Here is a 23,397-nt window from a genome sequence, read left to right as displayed (position 1 = left end):
GTCAGCACCCCGCCATCCTGCGTTGACGATGGAGATGGGCCGGCATCACGGCATAGACGCCCTCGAAGATATCGCGCACGGACGGTTTGCCTCCCGCATGCAGGGTACCGTGGCTTTCCGCCTCCTTCTGCGCCTCGATCACCGTGTCCATGATCTCGGCTTCGGCCTGCAGGTGCCGCTCCTCCGACCAAACCCCGCGCGCGATGAGATGCTTCTTCAGCCGCAACACGGGATCACCGAGCGGCCAGGCTTCCGACTCCGTCTTCGGGCGGTAGGCGCTCGGATCGTCCGAGGTGGAATGGGCGCCGACGCGGTAGGTGACATATTCGATCAAGGTCGGTCCGAGATTGCGCCGCGCCCGCTCGACCGCCCAGCGCGCAACGGCGTGGACGGCGAGATAGTCGTTTCCATCGACCCGCAGCGCCGGAATGCCGAAGCCGAGGCCACGGGCGGCGAATGTGCCGGACCCGCCCCGGGCAATACCCTGGAAGGTGGAAATGGCCCACTGGTTGTTGACCACATTGAGCACGACCGGCGCCTTGTAGGTCGAGGCGAAAACCATGGCCGAATGAAAATCCGATTCCGCCGTCGATCCGTCACCGATCCAGCCGGCCGCGATCTTCGTGTCTCCCTTGATGGCGGAAGCCATTGCCCATCCCACCGCCTGCACAAACTGAGTGGCGAGATTGCCGGAAAGTGTGAAAAAGCCGTGCTCCTTCGACGAATAGAGCACCGGCAACTGCCGGCCATGCAGCGGATCTCCCTCGTTGGAGAAGATCTGGTTCATCATGGTCACCAGCGGATAGCCATCCGCAATCAGCAATCCGGCCTGGCGATAAGTGGGGAAGTTCATGTCGCCCTTGGAGAGCGCCTTGCGGAAGGCGCAGCTTACCGCCTCCTCGCCAAGATGCTGCATGTAGAAGGACGTCTTGCCCTGCCGTTGCGCCATCAGCATGCGCGCATCGAAAGCGCGCAGCAGCAGCATGTGCCGAAGCCCGGAAAGAAGCTCCTCATCGGACAAAAGACCAGCCCAGGGACCGACGGCATTGCCCTCATGATCGAGCACGCGAATGATCGAATAGGCGAGTTCGCGCATGCTCTCGGGCGCGGCGTCGATCTCCGGTCGCGGCACCGAGCCGGCCTTCGGAATCTTGACGTTGGAAAAGTCCGGCTGGTCGCCCGGCCGAACTGCCGGCTCCGGCACATGCAGGCTCAAATGCGTGCTTTCGGTCATTCCCTGTGCTTCCTCCCTACTCTCGCCGCCTCCTCTGGACGGCTTGCCGAAAAGTTCCGCTCTTCAGCAAAGTTCGACAGCGACCGCGGTGGCCTCCCCGCCACCGATGCAGATCGTCGCCATTCCTCGTTTGAGACCGTGCTGCCGCAGTGCGGAGAGCAGCGTCACCACGACGCGGGCGCCCGAGGCGCCAATCGGATGGCCAAGCGCGCAGGCGCCGCCATGGACGTTAACCTTGTCATGCGGCAGCTCGAGGTCACGCATGGCCGCCATCGCAACCACGGCAAAGGCTTCGTTGATTTCGAAGAGATCGACGTCGTCCAGCTTCCAGCCGACCTTTTCGGAAAGCCGCTCGAGCGCTCCAATGGGAGCGGTGGTGAACCGGGCGGGCGCCCGTGCATCGGTCGCGTGCCCCATGATCGTGGCCAAGGGTGCAAGCCCACGCCGCTCGGCCTCAGACCGGCGCATCAGCACCAACGCTGCCGCACCGTCGGAAATCGAACTGGAATTTGCGGCCGTAACCGTGCCGCCCTCGCGAAAGGCTGGCTTGAGGGTCGGGATCTTTTCCGGTCGCGCCTTGCCCGGCTGCTCATCGATGGCGATCACCTGCTCGTCCCGACCAACGGGAATCGTCACGGGTGCGATCTCCCGGTCGAACCTGCCTTCGGCTATGGCCTTGCGTGCACGTTCCAGCGAGGCGACAGCATAGGAATCCTGCATGTCGCGCGTGAATTGGTAGGCTTCGGCGCACTCTTCAGCGAAAGTGCCCATCAACCGGCCCTTGTCATAGGCGTCTTCGAGACCGTCGAGGAACATGTGGTCGATGACCCTGCCATGGCCCAACCGATAACCTTTGCGGGCGCGGTCGAGCAAATAAGGTGCATTGGTCATGCTCTCCATGCCGCCTGCGACCACGATGGACGAACTGCCGGCAATGATGAGATCGTAGGCCAGCATTGCGGCTTTCATGCCGGAACCGCACATCTTGTTGATGGTCGTCGCACCGGTCGAACTGGGAATGCCGGCCATCATCGCCGCCTGCCGCGCAGGCGCTTGTCCTTGTCCCGCCGACAACACGCAGCCGAACAGCACCTCATCGACCTGATCTCCAGCAAGACCGACTCGTTCAAGCGCGGCACGAATAGCGACGGCACCGAGAGCCGGAGCGGCCACGGATTTCAAATCGCCCTGAAAACCACCCATGGGCGTACGGGCGGAACCGACGATAACGACCGGATCATGCTCAGTCACTTTCCACCTCCCTGGAAAGAGCCTTGCTCGCATCACGGCTCCTCCAAGCCGGGACGCTTACCACCGGGACATGAGATCAAACGATCTGAAAACTCCCGACTGAGCGAACGGTATCACTATCCCCATTTCATTTCAAAGCTATTTTGATTGACAGATTTGACAACAGCGATATCTTTGATCCATCAACTCCAAGAACTATAGATCATTTGATCCATGGAAACGCTCGACGCCTTCGATCAGAAAATCCTGCATGTTCTCGGCGAGGACGGGCGGATTAGCTGGCGTGATCTCGCATCCCGGATCGGACTGTCGTTCACCCCGACGCTGAGGCGCGTGCGCAAGCTGGAGGAATCGGGGATCATTCGCGGCTACACCGCCGTCTTCGACGAAAACCGGCTTTTGGGCACGATGGGCGTGTTCATCTCCGTTACGCTGGAACGGCAGATCAAGGACGCGTTGACGACGTTCGAACATAGCGTCGCCTCCATTCCGGAGGTGGTCGGCGGCTACCAGACCAGCGGAAGCTCGGACTACCTGATCCACGCCATGGTGCGCGACCTGCCGCATTACCAGGAGCTTCTGGACTTCCTGACGACGGTTCCGGGTGTGGCGCGCATCCAGTCCAATTTCGCCATCAAGACTTTCGTGCGCCGGTCGGCCGCCTTCACCGGAGGTACGGAAACATAGAGCGGGGCGGCCGGCGTGGAGGAGACGCCGGACCGCCTTTAACAACTGAAGACGGCTGCATGAAATCCGTCGGGAGGAGGGATATGCGATGAGCCTGGATCTTGCCGCAGTTTTCGACGCCGATCTCGGGGAGGAGATCGGGGCGCTGCGCGACAGCGTGCGCAAGTTCGCTGATGACAGGATCGCGCCGCTTGCTGCGGCCATAGACCGGGAGGATCGTTTCCCGAGACATCTCTGGCCGGAGATGGGCGCGCTCGGCCTGCATGGCATCACGGTCTCCGCAGAATATGGTGGCGCGGACATGGGCTACCTCGCTCATTGCGTCGCCATGGAGGAAATCAGCCGCGCCTCGGCATCCGTCGGCCTATCCTACGGCGCCCATTCCAACCTCTGCATCAACCAGATCCACCGCTGGGGCACGGGCGGGCAGAAACGGCTATACCTGCCGAAGCTCATATCCGGGGAGCACGTCGGTTCGCTTGCGATGAGCGAGACGGAAGCGGGCTCCGATGTCGTATCCATGCGGCTGAAGGCGGAGCGAAAAGGGGACCGCTACCTCCTGAATGGCTCCAAGATGTGGATCACCAATGGCCACGAAGCCGATACGCTGGTCGTCTACGCCAAGACGGACATGGCTGCCGGCCCGCGCGGCATTACTGCCTTTATCATCGAGAAGGGCTTCAAGGGCTTCCGGCCGGCGCAGAAGCTCGACAAGCTCGGCATGCGCGGTTCTCCGACGTCCGAACTCGTTTTCGAGGATTGCGAAGTGCCCGAGGAAAACGTGCTGGGCAAGGTGAACGACGGCGTTACCGTGCTGATGAGCGGTCTCGACTACGAACGCGCCGTGCTGGCGGCGGGCCCGATCGGCATCATGCAATCGGCGCTCGATCTCGTTCTTCGCTACACCCGTGAACGACACCAGTTCGGCAAGGCGATCGGCGAATTCCAGCTCGTGCAGGGCAAGATTGCCGACATGTACACCGCGATGAACGCCTCGCGCGCTTATGTTTATGCGGTGGCCCGCGCCGGCGATAACAGTCGTCTCACTCGGCAGGATGCGGCAGGTGCGATCCTGTTTTCCGCCGAACGCGCGACGCAGGTGACGCTCGATGCGATCCAGCTTCTCGGCGGCATCGGCTACATGAACGAAAGCCCCGCCGGGCGGCTCTTGCGCGACGCCAAGCTTTACGAGATCGGCGCCGGCACCAGCGAAATCAGGCGCATGCTGATCGGTCGTGAATTGTTCAAGAGTCATGCGTGAGGGAATGATGCGGCTCAAATCCAACATCACGCGCGACGCCAGCTATCACGCCAACACCGCCTTCATGCGCGGCCTTGTCGATGACCTCAATGCAAAGGCTTCCGGGATCGCCATGGGCGGCGGTGAAGCGGCCCGCAATCGTCACACGGCTCGTGGAAAGCTCCTGCCTCGCGACCGGGTGGACGCGCTTCTCGATCCCGGCACGCCGTTTCTGGAACTGTCGCAGTTCGCCGCCTACGACGTTTATGACGAAGCCGTGCCGGCCGCAGGCATCCTCACCGGTATCGGCCGGGTGGCCGGCCGGGAATGCATGATCGTCGCCAACGATCCGACCGTGAAAGGCGGGACTTACTATCCCCTGACGGTCAAGAAGCATCTACGCGCCCAGGAAATCGCGCGGGAGAACCGCCTGCCCTGCCTCTATCTCGTCGATTCCGGCGGCGCATACCTGCCGCTTCAGGACGAGGTCTTTCCTGACCGGGATCATTTCGGCCGTATCTTCTACAACCAGGCGACCATGTCGGCGGAGGCCATACCCCAGATCGCCGTCGTCATGGGAAGCTGCACCGCAGGCGGCGCCTATGTGCCCGCAATGAGCGACCAGTCGATCATCGTGAAAAATCAGGGCACGATCTTTCTCGGCGGCCCGCCGCTCGTGAAGGCCGCCACCGGCGAAGTGGTGACCGCCGAGGAACTGGGCGGGGCCGACGTTCATTCCCGCATTTCGGGCGTGACCGATCACTACGCCAATGACGACCGTCACGCGCTGGCGCTGGCGCGCCGGATCGTCGGCACGCTCAACCGTGCGAAACGCGTCGACATCGAAATCCGACAGCCTGCCGAGCCGCTTTATCCGGCAGAGGAGTTGTACGGCATCGTGCCCAACGACACGAGAAAACCCTTCGACGTTCGCGAGGTCATCGCCCGCATCGTCGACGGTTCCGAATTCGAAGAGTTCAAGGCGCTCTACGGCACAACGCTGGTCTGCGGCTTCGCCCATATCTTCGGCTATCCCGTCGGCATCGTCGCCAATAACGGCATTCTGTTTTCGGAGTCGGCGTTGAAGGGAGCCCATTTCATCGAACTCTGCTGCCAGCGTGGAATTCCACTTGTCTTTCTGCAGAACATCACCGGTTTCATGGTCGGAAAGAAATACGAGGCGGGAGGCATCGCCAAGGACGGCGCCAAGCTGGTGACGGCTGTCGCCTGCGCAAGGGTGCCGAAATTCACAGTCATCATCGGCGGCTCCTTCGGGGCGGGCAATTACGGCATGTGCGGCCGGGCCTATTCGCCGCGCTTCCTCTGGATGTGGCCGAATGCGCGGATTTCGGTGATGGGCGGCGAGCAGGCGGCGTCCGTGCTGGCACAGGTCCGGCGCGACGGCATGGAAGCCCAGGGCAAGGACTGGCCGACCGAAGAGGAAGAAGCCTTCAAGGCGCCGATCCGCAAGAAATACGAAACCGAGGGTCATCCCTACCATGCCAGTGCACGGTTGTGGGATGACGGTCTGATCGACCCGGCGGACACTCGAATGGTGCTTGGCCTTGGTATTTCCGCGGCTCTGAACGCCCCTGTCGAGCGTACGCAATTCGGCATATTCAGGATGTGAGGCGGCGATGTTTTCAAAGATTCTTGTTGCCAATCGCGGAGAAATCGCCTGTCGTGTCATTCGCACGGCAAAACGCATGGGGATTGCGGCGGTCGCCGTCTATTCGGAAGCGGACCGGGATGCCGCTCATGTCGCCATGGCCGACGAAGCCGTTGCCATCGGCCCGGCACCGGCACGCCAATCCTACCTTGATGGCGACAGGATCATCCAGGCCGCGTTGACGAGCGGAGCCGAGGCCATCCACCCCGGCTATGGCTTCCTCTCGGAAAACGCCGACTTCGCCGAAGCGTGCGCGGCAGCCAGTCTTGTTTTCATCGGCCCACCGGCTGCAGCAATCCGCGCCATGGGCGGCAAGAGCGCGGCAAAGGCCCTGATGGCCGTGGCCGACGTGCCGCTGGTTCCCGGCTATCACGGCGATGACCAGTCGCCGACGATCCTTGCCTCTGAAGCGATGAAGATCGGCTACCCCGTGCTCATCAAGGCCTCCGCCGGCGGTGGCGGCAAAGGCATGCGGATCGTCGCAAAGGCAGAGGATTTTGCCGCCGAACTGGCAGCGGCAAGGCGGGAGGCACTCGCTGCCTTTGGCGACGAGCGGATGCTCGTCGAGAAATACCTCGCCCGTCCCCGCCATGTGGAAGTGCAGGTCTTTGCCGACAACCATGGCAATTGCCATTCGCTGTTCGAACGCGACTGCTCCATCCAGCGCCGGCACCAGAAGGTGATCGAGGAGGCTCCCGCTCCCGGTCTGACGCAGGCGATGCGGAAGAGGATGAGCGAGGCCGCCATCGCGTGTGCCCGCGCAATCGGTTACTCCGGCGCCGGCACGGTGGAATTTCTGCTCGATGCGGACGGCAATTTCTACTTCATGGAGATGAATACCCGCCTTCAGGTAGAGCACCCCGTCACCGAATTCATCACCGGCCTGGATCTTGTCGAATGGCAGGTCCGGGTTGCGGCGGGCGAGTTCCTGCCGGATAACTGGGCCGATCTCAAAATCCAGGGCCATGCGATAGAGGCGCGGCTCTACGCAGAGGACCCGGATCACGGCTTCCTGCCATCAATCGGCCGGATCGGCCATCTCATCCTGCCCGAACGGGACGGCCATGTTCGTATCGACAGCGGCGTGAGGGCCGGCGACGCGATCACGGTGCATTACGACCCGATGATCGCGAAACTGATCGTATGGGATGTCGACCGTCCCACGGCCGTCCGCAGGCTGCGTGCGGCACTCCACGAAACGGTCATCACCGGCGTGACAAGCAATACCGGCTTCCTGGCGCGGCTCTCAGGACTTCCGGATTTCGAGGCCGCAGATCTCGACACCGGGTTCATCGCTCGCAATGAAGCCGGATTGCGATCAGACCGTACTCCCGACGGAGGGATGGCGGCACTCGGGCTCTTGCTTGCGCACAAGGCGGATATGCAGTGCCGGGCGATGGCGACGACCGATCCTCATAGTCCATGGGCGATGACCAATGGCTTTCGGCTCAACCGTCCGGCACGGCAGAGACTGCAACTCATCATTGCCGGGAAGCCCTTGGAAGTGGATGTCCTTTATCTCCAACGCAGTTTCGAGATCGGCATCGGCGGTGAAACAGTATCTGCCGAGGGTCGGCTGGCCGAAGATGGAAGGCTCTCGACGACCATCGGGGGGAGGAAACGCACAGGCTATTTTCTCCCGAATGGAGATGGTTTCGATCTGGTGGTCGACGGAACCGTCCATCACGTGACCACCCCCGACCTCGCCGGGTTCGCAGCGCCCGAAGCATCGACCGGCGGGCTGGCAGCGCCGATGCCGGGCGTCATTCGTGCGATCCTGACCGATGCGGGTAACCGCGTCGAGGCGGGCGAAGCGCTTGTCATCATGGAAGCGATGAAGATGGAACACACGATCCGAGCGCCCGCCGCCGGGCTAGTGGTGACCCTCAACTGCGCGGAAGGGGCAATGGTCGAGGCAGGCACGGTGCTGGTGGATTTCGAAGCGGAGGCCGGCTGACATGCGGATGCCGGAAAGAGTGAGGGTCGTCGAAGTCGGACCCCGCGACGGATTGCAGAACGAGAGCACACAGGTGCCTGTCGCCGTAAAGGTCGAGTTGATCGAACGTCTCGCAAAGGCCGGATTGCCGGCAGTGGAGGCGGGCGCGTTCGTTTCGCCGAAATGGGTGCCGCAGATGGCCGATTCCGCCGAGGTCTTCCGCACTCTTCAGAAGCGACTGGGCGTGACCTATCCGGCTCTCATACCCAATCTCAAGGGTCTGGAAGCAGCAATTGCCGCAGGCGTCAGCGAAATTGCGGTGTTCGTTTCGGCGTCGGAAGGCTTCAGCCTGAAGAACATCGCCTGCTCGAGAGCCGAAAGCCTCGCCCGGCTTCGTGACGTCTTCGATCTCGCCATTACCCGGGGCATCCGGGTTCGCGGCTATGTTTCCTGCATCGCCGGCTGCCCCTATGACGGCGACGTGCCGCCGGCCGAAGTAGCGGCCATGGCGCACGAACTGCTTGTCATGGGCTGTTACGAAATCTCGCTGGGCGACACGATCGGCGTAGGCACGGCGGGGCAGATCCGCAACCTCATCAGCCAAGTCGCGACAACGATACCGCGTGAACGGATCGCGATGCATTTCCACGACACTTACGGGCAGGGCATCGCCAATGTGCTGGCGAGCCTTGAGGAAGGAATTGCCGTCTTCGACAGTTCCGTCGCGGGCCTGGGAGGCTGCCCCTATGCGCCGGGGGCGAGCGGCAATATCGCAACGGAAGACCTGCTCTACCTGCTTCACGGCCTAGAGATCTCGACCGGGGTCGAGCTGCAGGCTATCGCCGAAACCGGCGACTGGATCAGCCGTCTGCTGGGACGACGCAATGAATCGCGGGCTGGCCGGGCAGTGCTCGCCAGACGACACAGCGGAGGACAGGATGGCCGATGAACTGCTGCGAGAGCGTAAGGGACAGACATTGTGGCTGACGCTCAATCGCCCGGAGGTGCATAACGCCCTCAATGCCGTCTTGGCGAAACATTTGGTCGAGGCGTTCGAAGACGCTTCCGCTGACACGACCTTGCGGACAGTGGTGCTGACCGGCGCCGGTGAGCGGAGCTTCTGCTCGGGCGCCGATCTCAAGGAAAGCTCTGGCGGGGTTTTCCGGGCAGACGACGGCGGCAACCCGATCGCCGCGGTGCTGCGCGCCATCGAGGCCTGCAACAAGCCGGTGATCGCACGGATCAACGGCTCCGTTCTGGCGGGCGGCATGGGTCTGGTCGCCGCCTGCGATCTCGCCTACGCCGCCGACCATGCGAAATTCGGCCTGCCGGAGGTCCGGGTCGGTCTTTTTCCGATGATGGTCGCCGCGAGGTTGACGACCCAGATACCCCGACGGCATTTGCAGGAAATGGCCTATCTCGGCGAAACCATCGATGCGACGACGGCACGGCAATACGGCCTGGTCAACGGCATTGCGCCTGCCGATGTCCTGGACACGGTTGTTGCAGACGTTCTGGACAGGCTCGCCCAGAATTCTCCGGATGCCATCGCCGCCGGCAAGCGAGCCTTGAGGGAAATGCGCAACATGGCGGAGGGGGACATTCTTACCTTCGCCGAGAGGAAGATCGCCGAACTCGCCGACACCCCGGACGCACACGAAGGACGTCAGGCATTCGCGGAAAAGCGCAAGCCGCGATGGGCGGAGTAGCGGCAACGCCCGCAACCAGTCCGGCTTCATCATGCCTGTGGGGTCATCCGATTGCGCGGTCCTTCGCCAAAATGAGCGAGCCGGGCAACACGACAGTTCTTATGCCGGTTGCAGGACTTTTCGGGACCATCGCCTGATCCCAGCTGCGCGTCGGTCGAAGCGACAAACGGACCGAAGTTTGATTTGGCGCAACAAACATATTCCATCGGCTGGATATCTTTTCTAAGATCAAGCAAGGGAGACTGATTTGAAACGGATCTGCGACAAATGGCGGATGGCTGTGCGCATGCTTTGCGCCATTGCCCTGTTGTCTGTCGGATTCGCTCACAAGGTGCCTGTTGTCTTCCCGGCTGAGGTCGCCGCCGCCGACCTCGCGGCCTATGTCCTGCCGGACGGCACGTTGCCCGACATATGCCTAACCACAGAACACGGCAGCGATCAGGATCACGCTTATTCCGGCGACTGCGAGGCATGCCGCCTCGGTGCCTCGATCCTTCTGCCCCAACCCGCCGATATGGTGGGAGAGCGCATCGCGCTTGCCGGGGGACCGCTTTTCGAACCGCGTAGAACCGTCGTCCCGCGGCTTATACTGGCCCCCAACGCATCGCCGAGGGCCCCTCCGGCCGACCTGATCGTCTGAGACCTGCGGCGCAAGCGCGTCCGCAGACATCATTCGTCACGACCGCGCGATGCCCCAACCTTCCTGCGCAACGCGACGGTCGAAAGCCGGAGTATCATTATGCTCGACCTGCCAGCCGCTTCCTTGGTGGCACGCGGACTGCCGCCTGAATTCCAGGCCCAGCCGCCAATCGCAAGACCGCCGTTCTCGCCGCGCCGCCTCATCGCCCCCGGCGCCCTGATCTACACCGAAGGCGCCGAACGATCGCCGATCCTTCGCCTGAAGGACGGCTGCGTCGTGCTCACGCAATCGCTTGACGGAAAAAGACGCCAGATCCTCGACGTGATCGGCCCGGGCCGCCTGTTCGGTCTTGCCCACGGCAAGACCAACCACTGCAGCGCCGAGGCCTGCACCTACAGCGAAATCGAAGCGGTGGACCCGCAGAGAGAACGCCTGAACGTGGAGGACGCGCTGCTTCACAGCCTGAAACGCGCGCAGAAACATGCAACCCTTCTCGGCCGCAAGACCACGATGGAAAAGATCGCGGCGGCGATTGCCGATCTTGCCCTTCAATTCGGTCGACCGGGATTTGTAGGAAGTCGCCGGGCCGAAACCTTTCATCTCTACCTCACCCGCAGCGATCTGGGCGATTGGCTGGGGCTGACGATCGAGACCGTCAGCCGATACCTCAACCAGTTGAAGCGAGGCGGAATCATCGATTTTTCCGATCCGCAGATCGTCAGCATCCTCGACGCCGACAAATTGGCCGCGCTGGCCGGTGGCGGCGCAGTCGATGGCACGCTGTGTATCGCCTGATACCCCTCTATTCTCCAATCGAAAGAAACACGTCATGAAAAACGCTTTCAGACTGCTTGCCGCCGCCACGATCCTCATCCTGTCCGGCAAGGCATTTGCCGAAATCCGGGTAACGGATGTGAAGGGACGTGAGGTTTCACTCGCCGAGCCCGCCAAGCGCATCGTCCTTGGCTTTTATTATGAGGATTTCATTGCCGTTGCCGGGCCGGGCGCCATGGACCGGGTGGTTGCGCTTTCCCTCTCGACCTGGAAGGACTGGCGCCCGAACCAGTTTGCCACCTATGTCCGGGCAATCCCGGGAATCGAGAACATCCCCGATATCGGCGACACCGAAAACGGCACTTTCTCCGTTGAGAAGGCGATTGTCACCAAGCCGGATCTCGTCATCCTCGCCGCCTGGTCGTATGACGCGCTCGGCGATGCCGTAAAACAGTTCGATGCCGCCGGCATTCCGGTGCTTACCCTCGACTACAATGCCCAGACGGTGGAAAAACATGTGCAGTCCACGCTGCTGCTCGGCAAGGTCACGGGCTCCGAGAAGCGCGCCGAGGCGCTCGCGGCCCAATACAAGGCGGCTATGGAGGATATAGACGCGCGCATCCACAAGGCTGCCCCGACAACCAAGAAAGTCTATGTCGAACTCGCACAGAAAGGTCCGTCGGAAGTCGGAAACAGCTACGGCAACGGCATGTGGGGCACGCTGATCGAAAAACTCGGCGGCATCAACATCGCCAAAGGGCAGGTGGAGAACTGGGGCCCTCTCAGTCCCGAATACGTGCTGGCGCAGCAGCCGGACCTGATCTTCCTTGCCGGCTCCGAATGGCTGAACAGGCCGCAAGCCGTCACCGTAGGCTTCGGAGCCACGGATGAACTTGCCCGAGAACGCATGAAGGCCTATCTCGGACGACCGGGCTGGGATCAGCTGCCCGCCGTCAGGAACGGCCAGGTGCACGCCATCTATCACGGCGGCGCGCGCACGCTTTCCGACTATGTCTACGCCCAGTACATCGCCAAGCAGCTCTATCCAGAGGCGTTCAAGGACATCGATCCGGCCGCCGAAATCCGGCGCTATTACGACACATGGATGCCGATCAAGGCCGATGGCGTCTTTGTGCTGCCCTACAAGGCACTCGGACAATGACAGCCGAGGCCATGTCCATTCACACTCTGCGTGGCGGCTATCGCCGCGCAGCCATTGCCCGACTCACCGCCCTCATCTTCGCCATGGCGGCTCTCGCCGCCCTGCTGCTCTTCGATCTGGTCAGCGGCCCATCCGGCATGCCACTCGCCGACGTCTGGGCGGCGCTCGTCGCCGGGCCGGCAGGCGAGGACCGTATGGCTGCCACCATTCTCTGGCAGCTGCGCATGCCGCAAACCATCATGGGCGTGCTGGTCGGCGCCTGCCTCGGGCTTGCCGGCCTTCAGATGCAGACCATTCTCGCCAATCCGCTTGCAAGCCCGTTCACACTGGGTTTTTCGGCAGCAGCCGGCTTCGGCGCGGCGCTAGCCATCATGTTCGGCGGACTCCTTCCCCTACCCGGCTTCATCAGCGTGCCGGCCTCTGCCTTTCTGATGACCCTCGCTGCCTGCGCGCTCGTCTATTTCGTCGCCCTGCTGCGCGGTTCCACGCCGGAAATTCTCGTTCTTGCCGGCATTGCCGTCCTTTTCTTCTTCCAGTCCATGCAATCCCTCCTGCAGTTCATGGCCTCGCCGGAGGTTCTGCAGGAGATCGTCTTCTGGCTGTTCGGGAGCCTTCTGAAAGCGTCATGGACCTCTGTCACGGTTACCGCCGTGATCCTGGTCGCCTGCCTGCCCTTCATGGTGCGCGACAGCTGGAACCTCACCCTCCTTCGCCTCGGGGAAGCCAACGCTGCCAGCCTCGGTCTGTCGGTCGATGCCCTGCGCAAGCGCAGCTTCCTGCTCGTCGCACTGCTGACTGCGGCAGCGGTATCCTTCGTCGGGACGATCGGTTTCGTCGGCCTGATCGCCCCACATGTGGCGCGGGCAGCCGTCGGCGAAGACCACCGCTTCGCCCTGCCGCTTTCCGCCCTCACCGGTGCGATCATCCTGATCGGTGCCTCGGTTTTCGGAAAACTCATCTCGCCCGCCGCAGTCATTCCAGTCGGTATCATTACCGCCGTCGCCGGCGTCCCCATGTTGTTCGTCGTCATCGCCCGCCGCGGCAAAGGAGAAATCGCATGACCGATCGCCTCACTCTCAGGAACGTCAGCGTCAACCGGGGAAGAACGCAGGTGATAGACCGTGTTTCACTGTCCCTGCATGCGGGCCAGATCGTCGCGCTGATCGGACCGAACGGTGCCGGCAAGTCATCACTTCTCAATACCATCGCCGGTTCGATCCCCCATTCCGGACGCATCCTCTGGGACGGCATGCCTGTCGACCGCAAATGCATCGGCTTTATGCCGCAGAACTGCGCGGTCAAAGCAGAGCTATCCGTGTTGCAGACACTGCTTCTCGGGCGGCATGAGCAGCTAGGCTGGCGGATCGGTGGCCACGATATCGATGCCGCCGGCCGGATGCTGGAAGAGTTCGGCCTCAAACATCTTGCGGAGCGATGCATCAACACACTATCGGGCGGGCAGCAGCAACTGGTATTGCTGGCGCAAAGGATGATGCGGCAACCGCGGCTGCTGATTCTCGATGAGGCAACATGTGCCCTGGATCTGCGCCATCAGTTGGTCGTCCTCGACCGCCTGCGAGCCTATGTGAAGCGCACCGGCGCGCTCGTTCTGATGGCGATACACGACCTGAACCTTGCGGCCCGGAACGGCGACACCCTGCTGCTCCTGCATCGCGGAAGGCTCGAGGCTACCGGCAGCGGAGCGGAAGTCCTCACATCGGCCCGCCTGCGCGCGGTCTATGGCATCGAGGCTCACATCGTCGAACACGGACAGCATGGTTCCTTCATCCTTCCCGTTTCCCCCTTGGCCGAGTCGACGATCCTAACGGCTGCATTGTCTCCCCAAACGAATACTCTCTCCGCACTCCCGCAGGCATCGTAGACAGGAATTCATGCTCACCCTTTGTGGAGGACCCCGCAATTGCTGTAACTCACCCCGGCAATTCCGGCAGCGGACCGACCAGGACGTCACGCGGAACTCCAGGCTCCATGCAAGCACCCCACGTCAAAGGTTCACTCCATCTTCGAAGGGGGATGACGCAAGGCAAGTCCGAAGCCGACGATCGAGATTCCCGTGAGCAGGAGATCGGTCGCCACGATGACATCGGAGGCCACGCCGATTGCGGCGAAACGGTCGATGACGGCCCATGCGACGCAGAACAGGCTCGTCAACCCGCCGGCCATCAGGGAGGCGGCTCCCTTGCCAGGTTCCAGTGTCGCGCCAATCCAGAGCCTCACTGTTCCGAGAGCGGCGAACAGAATACAGAACAGCGCGAATGCCGACATGGCCGCCAACTGCGGCTCCCCTGAAAGGATGAACCCAAGTCCGATCTGCAGGATCCCGGTTGCGATCCAATCCATGTAAAGTGCCGGTCGCGCTACCCGGATGGTGATGATGCCGGTGAGCAATCCTCCAAAGACGGCACCCATCCCCGGCCGATAACCGTTCATGCCCCAGCCGGACAGTGTGTTCAACAAGGATAGGGCCGCAAGATCGATAAGAAGGATGCCGAGCGCGACCAGACGTATCCAGTCCGAGGGTTGCCGGAAGCGGTTGGAGATGGCCCTGCGCCGGTTTGATATCGCGGCACGAAAGATACCGAAGAAAGTTGGGACGCGCGCAGCGGAGAGCGCGCGTCCCGATTGATGTCCGAGATCGGGGGAACCCACGGACATCACCGACCCTGATCCGCGGGGCTCCGAATAAGAGTCGGTAAGCGGAAAATTCCTGTGAAGCGGCCTCTTTGCTTTCGCCGATGGCTCGCAGCGATGGCACGACGACGGCTCCCCGCCGTTGCGGTTATCGCTTCGTCAGCAATGGTCTCGCTGTGTTCCGACATCTCCAGTTCACCTCCACCCCATGGCGCAAGAACCAGCCGCGCCGCCTTTGACCCCATCGGACGGGAAGGCGACGAAGCCGCACCGTGCAGAAGCGACCAAACCTTCGAACCGCGCTCGCTGGACGATTGGTCTCGTTTATACATACAAACACAACGTTTGTAAATTTGAAATAGCAAGCTTTCTGCGTTGCGCGGACCAAAGGTGGAAGTCGCTCAACTCGACCGGAATGTCTTGGATACCTGTGAGAAACCGAATGGATAGAAAGAAAGGCGCAGCGCCGTCGACCAGGCAGGTTGTCGAGACGACGCAGATACCTGCGCGTACCTTCACACGCGTTCGGCCAAAGAGGTGAAACCGCCACTATTGGCGGCCCCCCTCCGTCAATCACTTTGTCAGACTGGAGAGAATTGTGCGGACGAACAGACTTCCGTCGGGAGAGATGTGAAAGGCACCCTTCCCCAGGGCCCATTCGAAAACGAGGCCGCTTATGGTGGCGCTTAGCATGGAGGCAGCCGTATGTGGTGTCCATGGCGGCGGCATTCCGGTGTCGCGTTCAACCGCCTGAAATAGCCGTACAAAGATACCGTTCATCTCAGCACGGAAAGTGGTACCACCCGGTTCGTCCTTTTCGGAAAGCGCGATATCCAGCCGTATCATGCCGCGCAGCAGAGCCTGCTGGCGAGGATCGTTTTCGAGCCGGTCGAAAATGTCCGCGAAAATGTCCCCGAACTTTTTCAGCGAGGCGGCCCCATTGCTGGCTGCCAGTTCATCGGCCAATACGCGGAACGGCTCCTGCGCCGCATCGCGTAATGCGAGCAGCAGGCCTTGCTTGTTCTTGAAATGCCAGTGCACCGCTCCGCGCGTCACACCTGCGAGTGCGGCGATCTCTTCGAGAGTGACATCCTCGTAACCCTTCTCGAGGAAAAGATCCTCCGCCGCCTGCAAAATTTGCCGGCCGGTTTCCGCCGCCTGTTCTTTGGTTCGCCTCACTGTGTTTCTCCATTTTCTTTTTTTGCAGCAAGAAGAAGGCTGGATATGGAACGTCTTCCATCGATAACAGAACCGCCGCAGTTATCATTGATGAAACGCCAGTGCGGCATAGCTTTATCCAGTGTCCTGTCAAGCTTTACAGCTCCAACACCGCATCCGATTGTGACTGACAACGGGTCGCAATCACTACGACGACCAAACTGTCAACCGAGACCGCCCGATCTCTTCATTGCACGTCGCAGAAGATGAAGCGGGATGCAGTCTGCCCGCCGCCCTTCCTTGCCGGCAACAACGAACGAAACAGAAAATTTCGAAATGAAGCGCGAACATCGGGCGGGTCGCCGAGGAAAGCTGCTGTCGTATCCGAGGCGATCCGTTGTGGGAAAAGGTTCGAACGCACACGCGTACTTTTTTCTGTGCCACCGCTTAAGGGCAACGCTTGCACGGAGCCACTCTTCTTTCCCGCATTCGACCTTCGGAATTGAACTGACGGACTGCTTTCAGCCTCGACATTTTCGAGGAAGCGGAGGTTTCGCGGTCCCGGGCGGAAGACAAGCCCGGGACCGCAGGTAGCGATGGCCTCAGACGGTCGCCTCCACCGCCGCCTCCGATCTGCGACGGCTAAAGAGGCGGTTCACCAGAACGAAGAACACCGGTACGAAGACGATGGCGAGCAGCGTTCCGGTGACCGTTCCGAAGAACGTCGCGAAGCCGATCGCCTGGCGTGCGCCCGCACCTGCCCCGGTCGACACGACCAGGGGAACGACGCCGAGACCGAAGGCAAGCGACGTCATCAGGATCGGCCGGAAACGGAGCTTTGCTGCCTCGTAAACCGCTTCGAAGGCGGTCTCGCCGAGCTTCGCCATCCGCTCACGGGCGAATTCGACAATCAGGATACCATTCTTGCCGGTAAGACCCACCACTGTCAGCAATCCGACCTGGAAATAGACCCCATTGGACTGTCCGCCGATCTGGGCTCCGATGAGCGCACCCAGAATGCCGACGGGCATAGCGAGCAATACCGCGATCGGAATTGTCCAGCTCTCGTAAAGCGCGGCAAGGCACAGGAACATGGTTGCCAGGGCAAGAGCGTAGAGCGGCAGCGCCCCTGCCCCGGAATCCTTTTCCTCCAGCGAAAGGCCTGTCCATTGCAGGCTGAAGCCCGGAGGGAGCTGCGCGGCAAGGCGTTCCATTTCGGCAAGTGCGTCACCGGAAGAAAAGCCCGGCGCCGACGAGCCTTCGATCTCCATCGCCGGCAACGCGTCGTAACGGCTGACCTGCTGGGGACCGAAAACCCAATCCTGCGTGGCGAAGGTGGAGAAATCGACAAAATCCCCGTTCGAATTCGGCACGCGCCAGAGCGCCAGGTCTTCCGGCCCCGTACGTGCCCAGGGCTCACCCTGGACATAGACGCGCTTCATACGGCCCTCATAGAGGAAGTCGTTGACATAGGAACTCGACCAGATGGTAGTGAGGAACGAACCGACGTCCGACGCGCTGAGACCGACGGCCCCAGCCTTGCCCCAATCGATGTTGAGTTCGAATTGCGAAGCATCCTCAACACCGCTCGGCCGGACGGCCATGAGCTTGTTGCTTTGCGATGCCATCCCAAGCAGGGCGTTGCGTGCTTCAAGCAAGGCCTCGTGGCTTTGGCCCGAGCGTGCCTGAAGGAAGGCGGTGAACCCGTTCGAGTTGCCCAGTTCCATGACGGCAGGCGGGACGATCGGCACCACGATGGCCTCGCGGATGCCGCCCATGAGCGGCCCGAAGGCGCGGCCCGCAATGGCCTGGGCCGAGTTTTGGGGTCCGTCCCGTTCGTCCCAGTCCTTGAGCTTGATGAACATCATGCCCATGTTCTGTCCCTGCCCGGCGAATGAAAAGCCTCGCACGGAAAACACCGAGTCCACGTTCTTGCCTTCGGCATTCATGAAGTAGCCTTCGACCTGGCGCAGCAGTTTCTCTGTATTTTCCGCCGTGCCGCCGGACGGGGCCTGGACGATCGTAAACATCGTGCCCTGGTCCTCATCCGGAAGGAACGAGGTGGGGGTGCGCAGGTAAAGACCGACCATCCCTGCGACCAGAACCAGGTAGACGACGAACATCCGCAGCGGACGCCGGGCCGTCATACCGACAACACGACCATAGATCGCGGTCAGGCGGGAGAAATACCGCTCAAACCAATTGCCAAACCGTCTTCCCAGCCCCTTGCCGCTATCATGTGAATGCGCCTTGAGCACGGTCGCGCAGAGCGCCGGAGTGAAGATCAGCGCGACGAGAACCGAAAGGGCCATCGCCGAAACGATGGTGACGGAGAACTGCTTGTACATTTCTCCCGTCGAGCCGCCGAAGAAGGCCATGGGCACGAAAACGGCGGAAACGACCATCGCAATGCCGACGAGGGCTCCCGAAATCTCGCCCATCGATTTCTTCGTCGCCGCAACAGGATCGAGATGTTCGTCGCGCATGATGCGTTCGACGTTTTCCACCACCACGATGGCATCATCGACCAGCAGCCCGATGGCCAGCACCATGGCGAGCATCGTCAGCGTGTTGATGGTGAAACCGAGCGCCGCCATGATGCCGAAGGTTCCAAGAAGAACCACCGGAACCGCAAGCGTCGGAATGAGCGTTGCCCGGAAGTTATGCAGGAACAGCAGCATCACCAGGACGACAAGGGCGATCGCCTCGATGAGCGTGTGGATCACCGCCTCGATGGAGAGGCTGACGAAGGGCGTCGTATCATACGGGATGACATAGCTGACGCCGGCCGGCAGGAATTCGGCGAGATCCGCCACCTTTGCCTTGATGAGTTCGGCCGTTTCGAGCGCGTTCGCGCCCGAAGCGAGCTGGATTGCCATGCCCGCCGCGGGCTTGCCGTTATAGAAGCTGGAAATTTCATAGTTCTCGGAGCCAAGCTCGGCACGGGCGACGTCCCGCAGCAGGACAAGCCCGCCGTCCGTGTCGGCGCGCAGCACGATCCGCTCGAAATCCTCCGGCGTCTTGAGCAGCGACTGGGCGGTTACGGTCGCATTCAGCTGCTGGCCTTCCGGCGCGGGCATTGCACCGAAGCTGCCTGCGGAAATCTGCGCGTTCTGGGCGCTGATCGCAGAGACCACCGTATCGGGAGACAGGTCGTAATATTTCAACTTTTGCGGATCGAGCCAGATCCGCATCGCATACTCCGAACCGAACACCTCGACCTTGCCCACGCCCGACAGGCGCGAGACGGGCTCCACCATATAGGAATTCAGGTAGTCGGCGAGATCGATGGCGGTGCGCGAGCCGTCTTGCGAGATCAGACCGATGACCATGAGATAGCCGGTCGCCGATTTTTCCACGGTAACGCCCTGGCGGGTAACCTCCTCGGGAAGATTGGCCTCCGCCTGGCTGAGCTTGTTCTGGACCTGCACCTGAGCAATGTCGGGATCGGTGCCGAGCGTGAAGGTCAGCGTGATCGTTGCGCGGCCGGTCGATGTGGTCGACGAGTCGATGTAGCGAAGCCCGTCGAGACCGGTCATCTCCTTTTCGACGATCTGTACGACGGTGTCGGCCACGGTTTCGGCCGAGGCGCCAGGGTAGTTGGCACCGATCACGATGGATGGTCCCGCGATCGAGGGATACTGGGAAATCGGCAACCGCAGGATGGAAAGCACCCCGAGGCCCATGATGATGATCGCGATCACCCAGGCAAAGATCGGGCGGTCGATGAAGAAGCGCGCCATGTTCAGTTGCTCCCGCTTGCAGCAGCCTGCCGCTCAGCCGAGGGTTCGGCAGCTATCTGAACCGCTGCACCGGGCGCGATCTTCTGGAAACCCGAGGTAATCAGTGCGTCGCCAGCCTTCAGCCCGCTGCTGGTTACCCAGAAGTTTCCGGAACCGGTCAGGATGGTCAGCGGTCGTACCGCAACCTTGCCATCTTCGACAATCCAGGCGAAGGCCTCACCCTTGGCGTTTCGCATCACCGCGCTTTGCGGAACCAGCACGGCGTCCTTCGCGGTATCCTGCGGCAGTTCGACCTCGACGTAGAGGCCCGGCAGCAACAACTGGTCGGGATTGGCGAAGGTGATGCGCAGCGTCACCATGCCGGTGGTCGGTTCCACCTGCGGTTCGGCGGCCTTGAGGTCCCCCTTCAGCGGATATGCCTCGCCGTTCGGCAGGATCATCGTGGCAACGCCGGTCGCCCGCGCAGAACCGGACTTGTTGAGGGCGTTCCACCGCAGGAGATCGGTCGCCGACTGCGTGACATCGACGTAGATCGGATCAAGGGCGCGGATCGTGGTCAGCGCCGTTGTCTGCTGGGCCGCGACCAGCGCACCCGGGGTCGTCTGGGAAAAGCCGATCACGCCGGTGATCGGGGCGCGGATCGTGGTTCTCTCGAGATCGATTTCGGCGCTGGTCAGTTCGGCGCGTGCAACCTGCAGCGCCGCATCGGTCTTGCTACGATCGGCAACCTTGCTGTCCCGATTGGACGCCGTGCCACTCTTGTTGGCAAAAAGCTCCTCGGCCCGGCGCGCCTCGATCACGGCGAGGTCGTAGTTCGCCTGCGCCTCCGCCACCGCGGCCTTCGCGGAAGCGACGGCCGCGACATAGGTCTCGTCCTCGATCTTGTAGAGCGGCTGGCCTTCCTCGACGCGAACGCCTTCCTCGAACTGCCGGTCGCGGATGATGCCGGATACCTGTGGGCGAACCTCCGCCACGGTGGATGCCTTGACGCGTCCCGGCAGGCGGGCAGTCAAGGTGAAATCGGCGACGCTGACCTTTTCGACCGTTACCGTCGGCAAAGGCTGCTCCTGTGCGTGAACCGCGACGGGAAGGATGCCGATCAGAGCAGCAAGCGCAAAGCGCCGCCCGATCGTCCGTATAGCATTGCTGGACATATCTAACCTTTCTGTGGGGAATGCTGCCGGGCACACGTGGATCGCCCCACAACAAACGGCGCAAATGCAAGCCGGAACCGTTCAGGATCCCGGCGTGCATTCAGCCTCGACATCAAAATATATACATACATAACGTTTGTAAATAGAGATTACCGGGCGAGCGACTCCGGCAGCAAGGAGGGTGGCCTGTTGCACGGGCGAGGGTATCGACAGAGAAAAGCTGGAGATCCGATAGGAGACCGGTAAATTTCCCGAATGCCTCTGGCGGCACTCCTCGTCTGCTCGACGTCATCGAGGGCGAGATCGTTGGGAAGGTCGGAGCACGCCCCCCGCGGCAGGAACGGCCTTTTCCTTCGGCGCAGTCGGCGCCGGCCGAGTGTTCCATGGATACGATCCTGGAGGCAGGAATTGCAGCCGCAGTTCCCATGCCCTATCCGGTTTCGGAACGTCGGAAACGATGCGACCACGCGCTGCTCGTCGATCCGAAGTCCTACCGCCCGGACCGTCTGCACGCATCCGTCGGGGCAAGGTCGCAAATGTCCGAGCGTTTCCCTGGCTCGCCATCACCCCATGCCGGCGGACGCGTCGGCAGATGCCGAGCGAATGGCCTGCATCAGCAGGCTTAATGTCAGAGACGGCACAGTGTCGGCCCGCATGGTCAGGCCGACGGGGCCGCGGGTATCATCCGTATCCAGCGGCAGGGCGGCCAATACGCCATCGGCGATATCGCCTGCGACGACCCCTTCAGAAATGATCCACACCGCCTCGCTCATCCTGAGATACGCACGACCGAAGGAATCGGAGACGGTCTCGATCTGCGTCGGCGGAAGCGGGACGCCGTGGGCGATCAGAAACTGTTCGACGATCGGACGAATGACGGAGTTGCGTGTCGGTATCAGCACCGGAAAGTCGCGCAACCGGTCAAAGACATTGGTTGCCGGCGCCAGCAGCGGGTGTCCGGCGCGCACCACGAACAGCACCCGTTCCGAATAAAGATGCTCGAAGGACAGGCCCGTCATCTTTTCCGGTGCTGCCAGACGACCGACGACGAGATCGAGATCGCCGAGCCGCAATTGCTCGATCAGAACCGCATTTTCGCCGGTCACAATCTTCACGGCGCTGCCCGTGTCCTCGGCCAGAAAGCGCGTCATCGCCTGCGGCATGATGCGGGCGGAGACCGTGGGCAGGGCTCCAACCCGCACGGGAGGGCCGGCGCGGGCGCTTTCCTGGGAAACGGAATCGACAGCCTGGCGCAGAGCCGTCAGCGTGGCTCCCGCGTGACGCATGAAGACCTCGCCGTGGCGGGTCGCACGAATGCCCCTGCCTTCCCGCTCGAAAAGCGAGACCCCGAGAATATCCTCCAGCTCGCGGATCGTCTTCGTCACCGCCGGCTGGCTGACATGAAGACGTTCCGCCGCCCGGTTGACGCTTTTCTGGCGCACGACTTCGACGAAGGCCTGAAGGTGACGAAACTTGATGCGCGGATCGACCTGCTGAGACATAACCTACAGATTATAAGTTAGCGACAAAAACTCATTTTACTTAACCAAACGCACATAGCAATATCCCTAGCAAGAGGAGAGCGGACATGCATTTTCTGACAGTGGAGGGGACGGCGATCCATTACCGTGCCGAAGGTCTCGCGACCGGCAAGCCGGTCATCGCCTTCGTGAACTCGCTCGGCACGGATTTCCGCATATGGGACGAGGTGATCGAGGAACTCGGCGACGCCTATGCCTATGTTGTTCACGACAAGCGCGGTCATGGTCTTTCCGGCACGGGCGCGCCGCCCTATTCCATCGAGACCCATGCGAACGACCTCATCGTGCTGCTCGAACATCTCGGCGTCCGGCAAGCAATTGTCTGGGGTCTTTCGGTCGGCGGGCTCATCGCTCAGGCCGCCTATGCGATTCGTCCCGACCTCGTCACGGCGCTCGTTCTTTCCAACACCGCCCACAAGATCGGTTCGCCTGAAATGTGGAACGCCCGCATCGATGCGATCCTTGCGAACGGCCTCGGCGACATGATCGACCCGATCATGGAACGCTGGTTCACGCCGGCCTTTCGCACCGAAGACAACGCGCTTTACGCCGGTTGCCGCATCATGCTTGCCCGCCAGGCGGTCGATGGCTATTGCGGCACTTGCGCGGCGATCCGCGATGCGGATTATACCGATGCGGCAAGGCGTATCGCAGCACCAACGCTCTGCTTGGTGGGCGATCAGGACGGCTCGACGCCCCCTGACCTCGTGCGCTCGCTCGCCGGCCTCATTCCTCAAAGCCGCTTCGCCGAGATCGCGGCCTGCGGCCATATCCCCTGTGTCGAACAGCCGGCGGCCTATGCAGCCGCGGTTTCCGCTTTCCTGAAATCCCTGCCGGAGCAATGAAA

The 23,397-nt window shown here is 61.8% G+C and carries 19 protein-coding genes; 12 read left to right on the top strand and 7 right to left on the bottom strand.

What is annotated here, in order from left to right:
* Nucleotide 1: 1 nt before the first annotated feature.
* Both J5N58_RS16030 and J5N58_RS16025 read right to left on the bottom strand, forming a co-directional pair.
* Complete coding sequence (locus J5N58_RS16030; RefSeq protein WP_244711602.1) at nucleotides 2–1,234, bottom strand: 3-methyl-2-oxobutanoate dehydrogenase (2-methylpropanoyl-transferring) subunit alpha; 1,233 nt, start codon at nucleotides 1,232–1,234, stop codon at nucleotides 2–4.
* 63 nt (nucleotides 1,235–1,297) lie between these two features.
* Nucleotides 1,298–2,485: an acetyl-CoA C-acyltransferase gene (locus J5N58_RS16025; protein ID WP_244711600.1), complete on the bottom strand. Its 1,188-nt coding sequence runs from the start codon at nucleotides 2,483–2,485 to the stop codon at nucleotides 1,298–1,300.
* A gap of 213 nt (nucleotides 2,486–2,698) precedes the next feature.
* On the opposite strand from J5N58_RS16025, the gene J5N58_RS16020 reads away from it, so the two are divergent.
* From J5N58_RS16020 to J5N58_RS15970, 11 genes are all read left to right on the top strand, one after another.
* The gene (locus J5N58_RS16020; RefSeq protein ID WP_113339982.1) at nucleotides 2,699–3,172 is read left to right on the top strand and encodes an Lrp/AsnC family transcriptional regulator; all 474 of its coding nucleotides are present in this window, start codon (nucleotides 2,699–2,701) and stop codon (nucleotides 3,170–3,172) included.
* Nucleotides 3,173–3,260: 88 nt separating this feature from the next.
* Nucleotides 3,261–4,433 carry an isovaleryl-CoA dehydrogenase gene (locus J5N58_RS16015; RefSeq protein WP_244711598.1) on the top strand — a complete coding sequence of 391 codons (1,173 nt, stop codon included), beginning with the start codon at nucleotides 3,261–3,263 and terminating at the stop codon, nucleotides 4,431–4,433.
* A 7-nt stretch (nucleotides 4,434–4,440) separates the two neighbouring features.
* On the top strand, nucleotides 4,441–6,042 hold the full coding sequence (locus J5N58_RS16010; protein ID WP_280519991.1) for a carboxyl transferase domain-containing protein: 1,602 nt from the start codon (nucleotides 4,441–4,443) through the stop codon (nucleotides 6,040–6,042).
* A gap of 7 nt (nucleotides 6,043–6,049) precedes the next feature.
* Nucleotides 6,050–8,038, top strand: a complete 1,989-nt coding sequence (locus tag J5N58_RS16005) for an acetyl-CoA carboxylase biotin carboxylase subunit (RefSeq protein ID WP_244711595.1) — start codon at nucleotides 6,050–6,052, stop codon at nucleotides 8,036–8,038.
* A gap of 1 nt (nucleotide 8,039) precedes the next feature.
* Nucleotides 8,040–8,966 (top strand): hydroxymethylglutaryl-CoA lyase, encoded by a 927-nt coding sequence (locus J5N58_RS16000; protein ID WP_244711593.1) that lies wholly within the window; start codon nucleotides 8,040–8,042, stop codon nucleotides 8,964–8,966.
* Nucleotides 8,956–9,726 (top strand): enoyl-CoA hydratase-related protein, encoded by a 771-nt coding sequence (locus tag J5N58_RS15995; protein WP_113339986.1) that lies wholly within the window; start codon nucleotides 8,956–8,958, stop codon nucleotides 9,724–9,726. Before J5N58_RS16000 ends, J5N58_RS15995 begins: the two co-directional genes overlap by 11 nt.
* 247 nt (nucleotides 9,727–9,973) lie before the next feature.
* Nucleotides 9,974–10,366, top strand: a complete 393-nt coding sequence (locus J5N58_RS15990) for a hypothetical protein (protein ID WP_162748329.1) — start codon at nucleotides 9,974–9,976, stop codon at nucleotides 10,364–10,366.
* A 99-nt stretch (nucleotides 10,367–10,465) separates the two neighbouring features.
* Entirely contained in the window at nucleotides 10,466–11,161 is a 696-nt protein-coding gene (locus tag J5N58_RS15985; protein WP_112829826.1) for a Crp/Fnr family transcriptional regulator, read from the top strand.
* Between the two features lie 34 nt (nucleotides 11,162–11,195).
* Nucleotides 11,196–12,302 carry an ABC transporter substrate-binding protein gene (locus J5N58_RS15980; RefSeq protein ID WP_112829825.1) on the top strand — a complete coding sequence of 369 codons (1,107 nt, stop codon included), beginning with the start codon at nucleotides 11,196–11,198 and terminating at the stop codon, nucleotides 12,300–12,302.
* An 11-nt stretch (nucleotides 12,303–12,313) separates the two neighbouring features.
* Entirely contained in the window at nucleotides 12,314–13,363 is a 1,050-nt protein-coding gene (locus J5N58_RS15975) for a FecCD family ABC transporter permease (RefSeq protein WP_244711591.1), read from the top strand.
* The gene (locus J5N58_RS15970; RefSeq protein ID WP_113425609.1) at nucleotides 13,360–14,184 is read left to right on the top strand and encodes an ABC transporter ATP-binding protein; all 825 of its coding nucleotides are present in this window, start codon (nucleotides 13,360–13,362) and stop codon (nucleotides 14,182–14,184) included. The genes J5N58_RS15975 and J5N58_RS15970 overlap by 4 nt, the downstream gene beginning before the upstream one ends.
* Before the next feature lie 131 nt (nucleotides 14,185–14,315).
* Here J5N58_RS15970 and J5N58_RS15965 read toward each other — a convergent pair whose 3' ends face one another.
* The 5 genes from J5N58_RS15965 to pcaQ all read right to left on the bottom strand — a co-directional run bounded on the left by J5N58_RS15965 (nucleotide 14,316) and on the right by pcaQ (nucleotide 22,511).
* Complete coding sequence (locus tag J5N58_RS15965; RefSeq protein WP_113425610.1) at nucleotides 14,316–14,978, bottom strand: hypothetical protein; 663 nt, start codon at nucleotides 14,976–14,978, stop codon at nucleotides 14,316–14,318.
* A gap of 549 nt (nucleotides 14,979–15,527) precedes the next feature.
* The gene (locus J5N58_RS15960) at nucleotides 15,528–16,088 is read right to left on the bottom strand and encodes a TetR/AcrR family transcriptional regulator (protein ID WP_244711589.1); all 561 of its coding nucleotides are present in this window, start codon (nucleotides 16,086–16,088) and stop codon (nucleotides 15,528–15,530) included.
* Nucleotides 16,089–16,714: 626 nt separating this feature from the next.
* The gene (locus J5N58_RS15955) at nucleotides 16,715–19,855 is read right to left on the bottom strand and encodes an efflux RND transporter permease subunit (RefSeq protein WP_113444234.1); all 3,141 of its coding nucleotides are present in this window, start codon (nucleotides 19,853–19,855) and stop codon (nucleotides 16,715–16,717) included.
* 2 nt (nucleotides 19,856–19,857) lie between these two features.
* Nucleotides 19,858–21,009, bottom strand: coding sequence for an efflux RND transporter periplasmic adaptor subunit (locus J5N58_RS15950; protein ID WP_244711587.1), 1,152 nt, complete (start codon nucleotides 21,007–21,009; stop codon nucleotides 19,858–19,860).
* A 563-nt stretch (nucleotides 21,010–21,572) separates the two neighbouring features.
* Nucleotides 21,573–22,511, bottom strand: coding sequence for a pca operon transcription factor PcaQ (gene pcaQ / locus J5N58_RS15945; protein ID WP_113444232.1), 939 nt, complete (start codon nucleotides 22,509–22,511; stop codon nucleotides 21,573–21,575).
* Between the two features lie 86 nt (nucleotides 22,512–22,597).
* On the opposite strand from pcaQ, the gene pcaD reads away from it, so the two are divergent.
* Entirely contained in the window at nucleotides 22,598–23,395 is a 798-nt protein-coding gene (pcaD, locus tag J5N58_RS15940; protein ID WP_244711585.1) for a 3-oxoadipate enol-lactonase, read from the top strand.
* Nucleotides 23,396–23,397: the final 2 nt, after the last annotated feature.

The organism is Paenirhizobium cremeum (assembly GCF_022884085.1).
In the GTDB taxonomy this organism is placed as follows: Bacteria; Pseudomonadota; Alphaproteobacteria; order Rhizobiales; family Rhizobiaceae; genus Allorhizobium; species Allorhizobium cremeum.
This window is presented reverse-complemented; position numbering and strand designations above follow the sequence as displayed.

Coding starts and splice junctions, on each gene's coding strand:
- J5N58_RS16030 (WP_244711602.1), bottom strand. CDS start 1,234: ATGACCGAAAGCACGCATTTGAGCCTGCATGTGCCGGAGCCGGCAGTT.
- J5N58_RS16020 (WP_113339982.1), top strand. CDS start 2,699: ATGGAAACGCTCGACGCCTTCGATCAGAAAATCCTGCATGTTCTCGGC.
- J5N58_RS16015 (WP_244711598.1), top strand. CDS start 3,261: ATGAGCCTGGATCTTGCCGCAGTTTTCGACGCCGATCTCGGGGAGGAG.
- J5N58_RS16010 (WP_280519991.1), top strand. CDS start 4,441: ATGCGGCTCAAATCCAACATCACGCGCGACGCCAGCTATCACGCCAAC.
- J5N58_RS16005 (WP_244711595.1), top strand. CDS start 6,050: ATGTTTTCAAAGATTCTTGTTGCCAATCGCGGAGAAATCGCCTGTCGT.
- J5N58_RS16000 (WP_244711593.1), top strand. CDS start 8,040: ATGCGGATGCCGGAAAGAGTGAGGGTCGTCGAAGTCGGACCCCGCGAC.
- J5N58_RS15995 (WP_113339986.1), top strand. CDS start 8,956: ATGGCCGATGAACTGCTGCGAGAGCGTAAGGGACAGACATTGTGGCTG.
- J5N58_RS15985 (WP_112829826.1), top strand. CDS start 10,466: ATGCTCGACCTGCCAGCCGCTTCCTTGGTGGCACGCGGACTGCCGCCT.
- J5N58_RS15980 (WP_112829825.1), top strand. CDS start 11,196: ATGAAAAACGCTTTCAGACTGCTTGCCGCCGCCACGATCCTCATCCTG.
- J5N58_RS15975 (WP_244711591.1), top strand. CDS start 12,314: ATGTCCATTCACACTCTGCGTGGCGGCTATCGCCGCGCAGCCATTGCC.
- J5N58_RS15970 (WP_113425609.1), top strand. CDS start 13,360: ATGACCGATCGCCTCACTCTCAGGAACGTCAGCGTCAACCGGGGAAGA.
- J5N58_RS15965 (WP_113425610.1), bottom strand. CDS start 14,978: ATGTCCGTGGGTTCCCCCGATCTCGGACATCAATCGGGACGCGCGCTC.
- J5N58_RS15955 (WP_113444234.1), bottom strand. CDS start 19,855: ATGGCGCGCTTCTTCATCGACCGCCCGATCTTTGCCTGGGTGATCGCG.
- J5N58_RS15950 (WP_244711587.1), bottom strand. CDS start 21,009: ATGTCCAGCAATGCTATACGGACGATCGGGCGGCGCTTTGCGCTTGCT.
- pcaQ (WP_113444232.1), bottom strand. CDS start 22,511: ATGTCTCAGCAGGTCGATCCGCGCATCAAGTTTCGTCACCTTCAGGCC.
- pcaD (WP_244711585.1), top strand. CDS start 22,598: ATGCATTTTCTGACAGTGGAGGGGACGGCGATCCATTACCGTGCCGAA.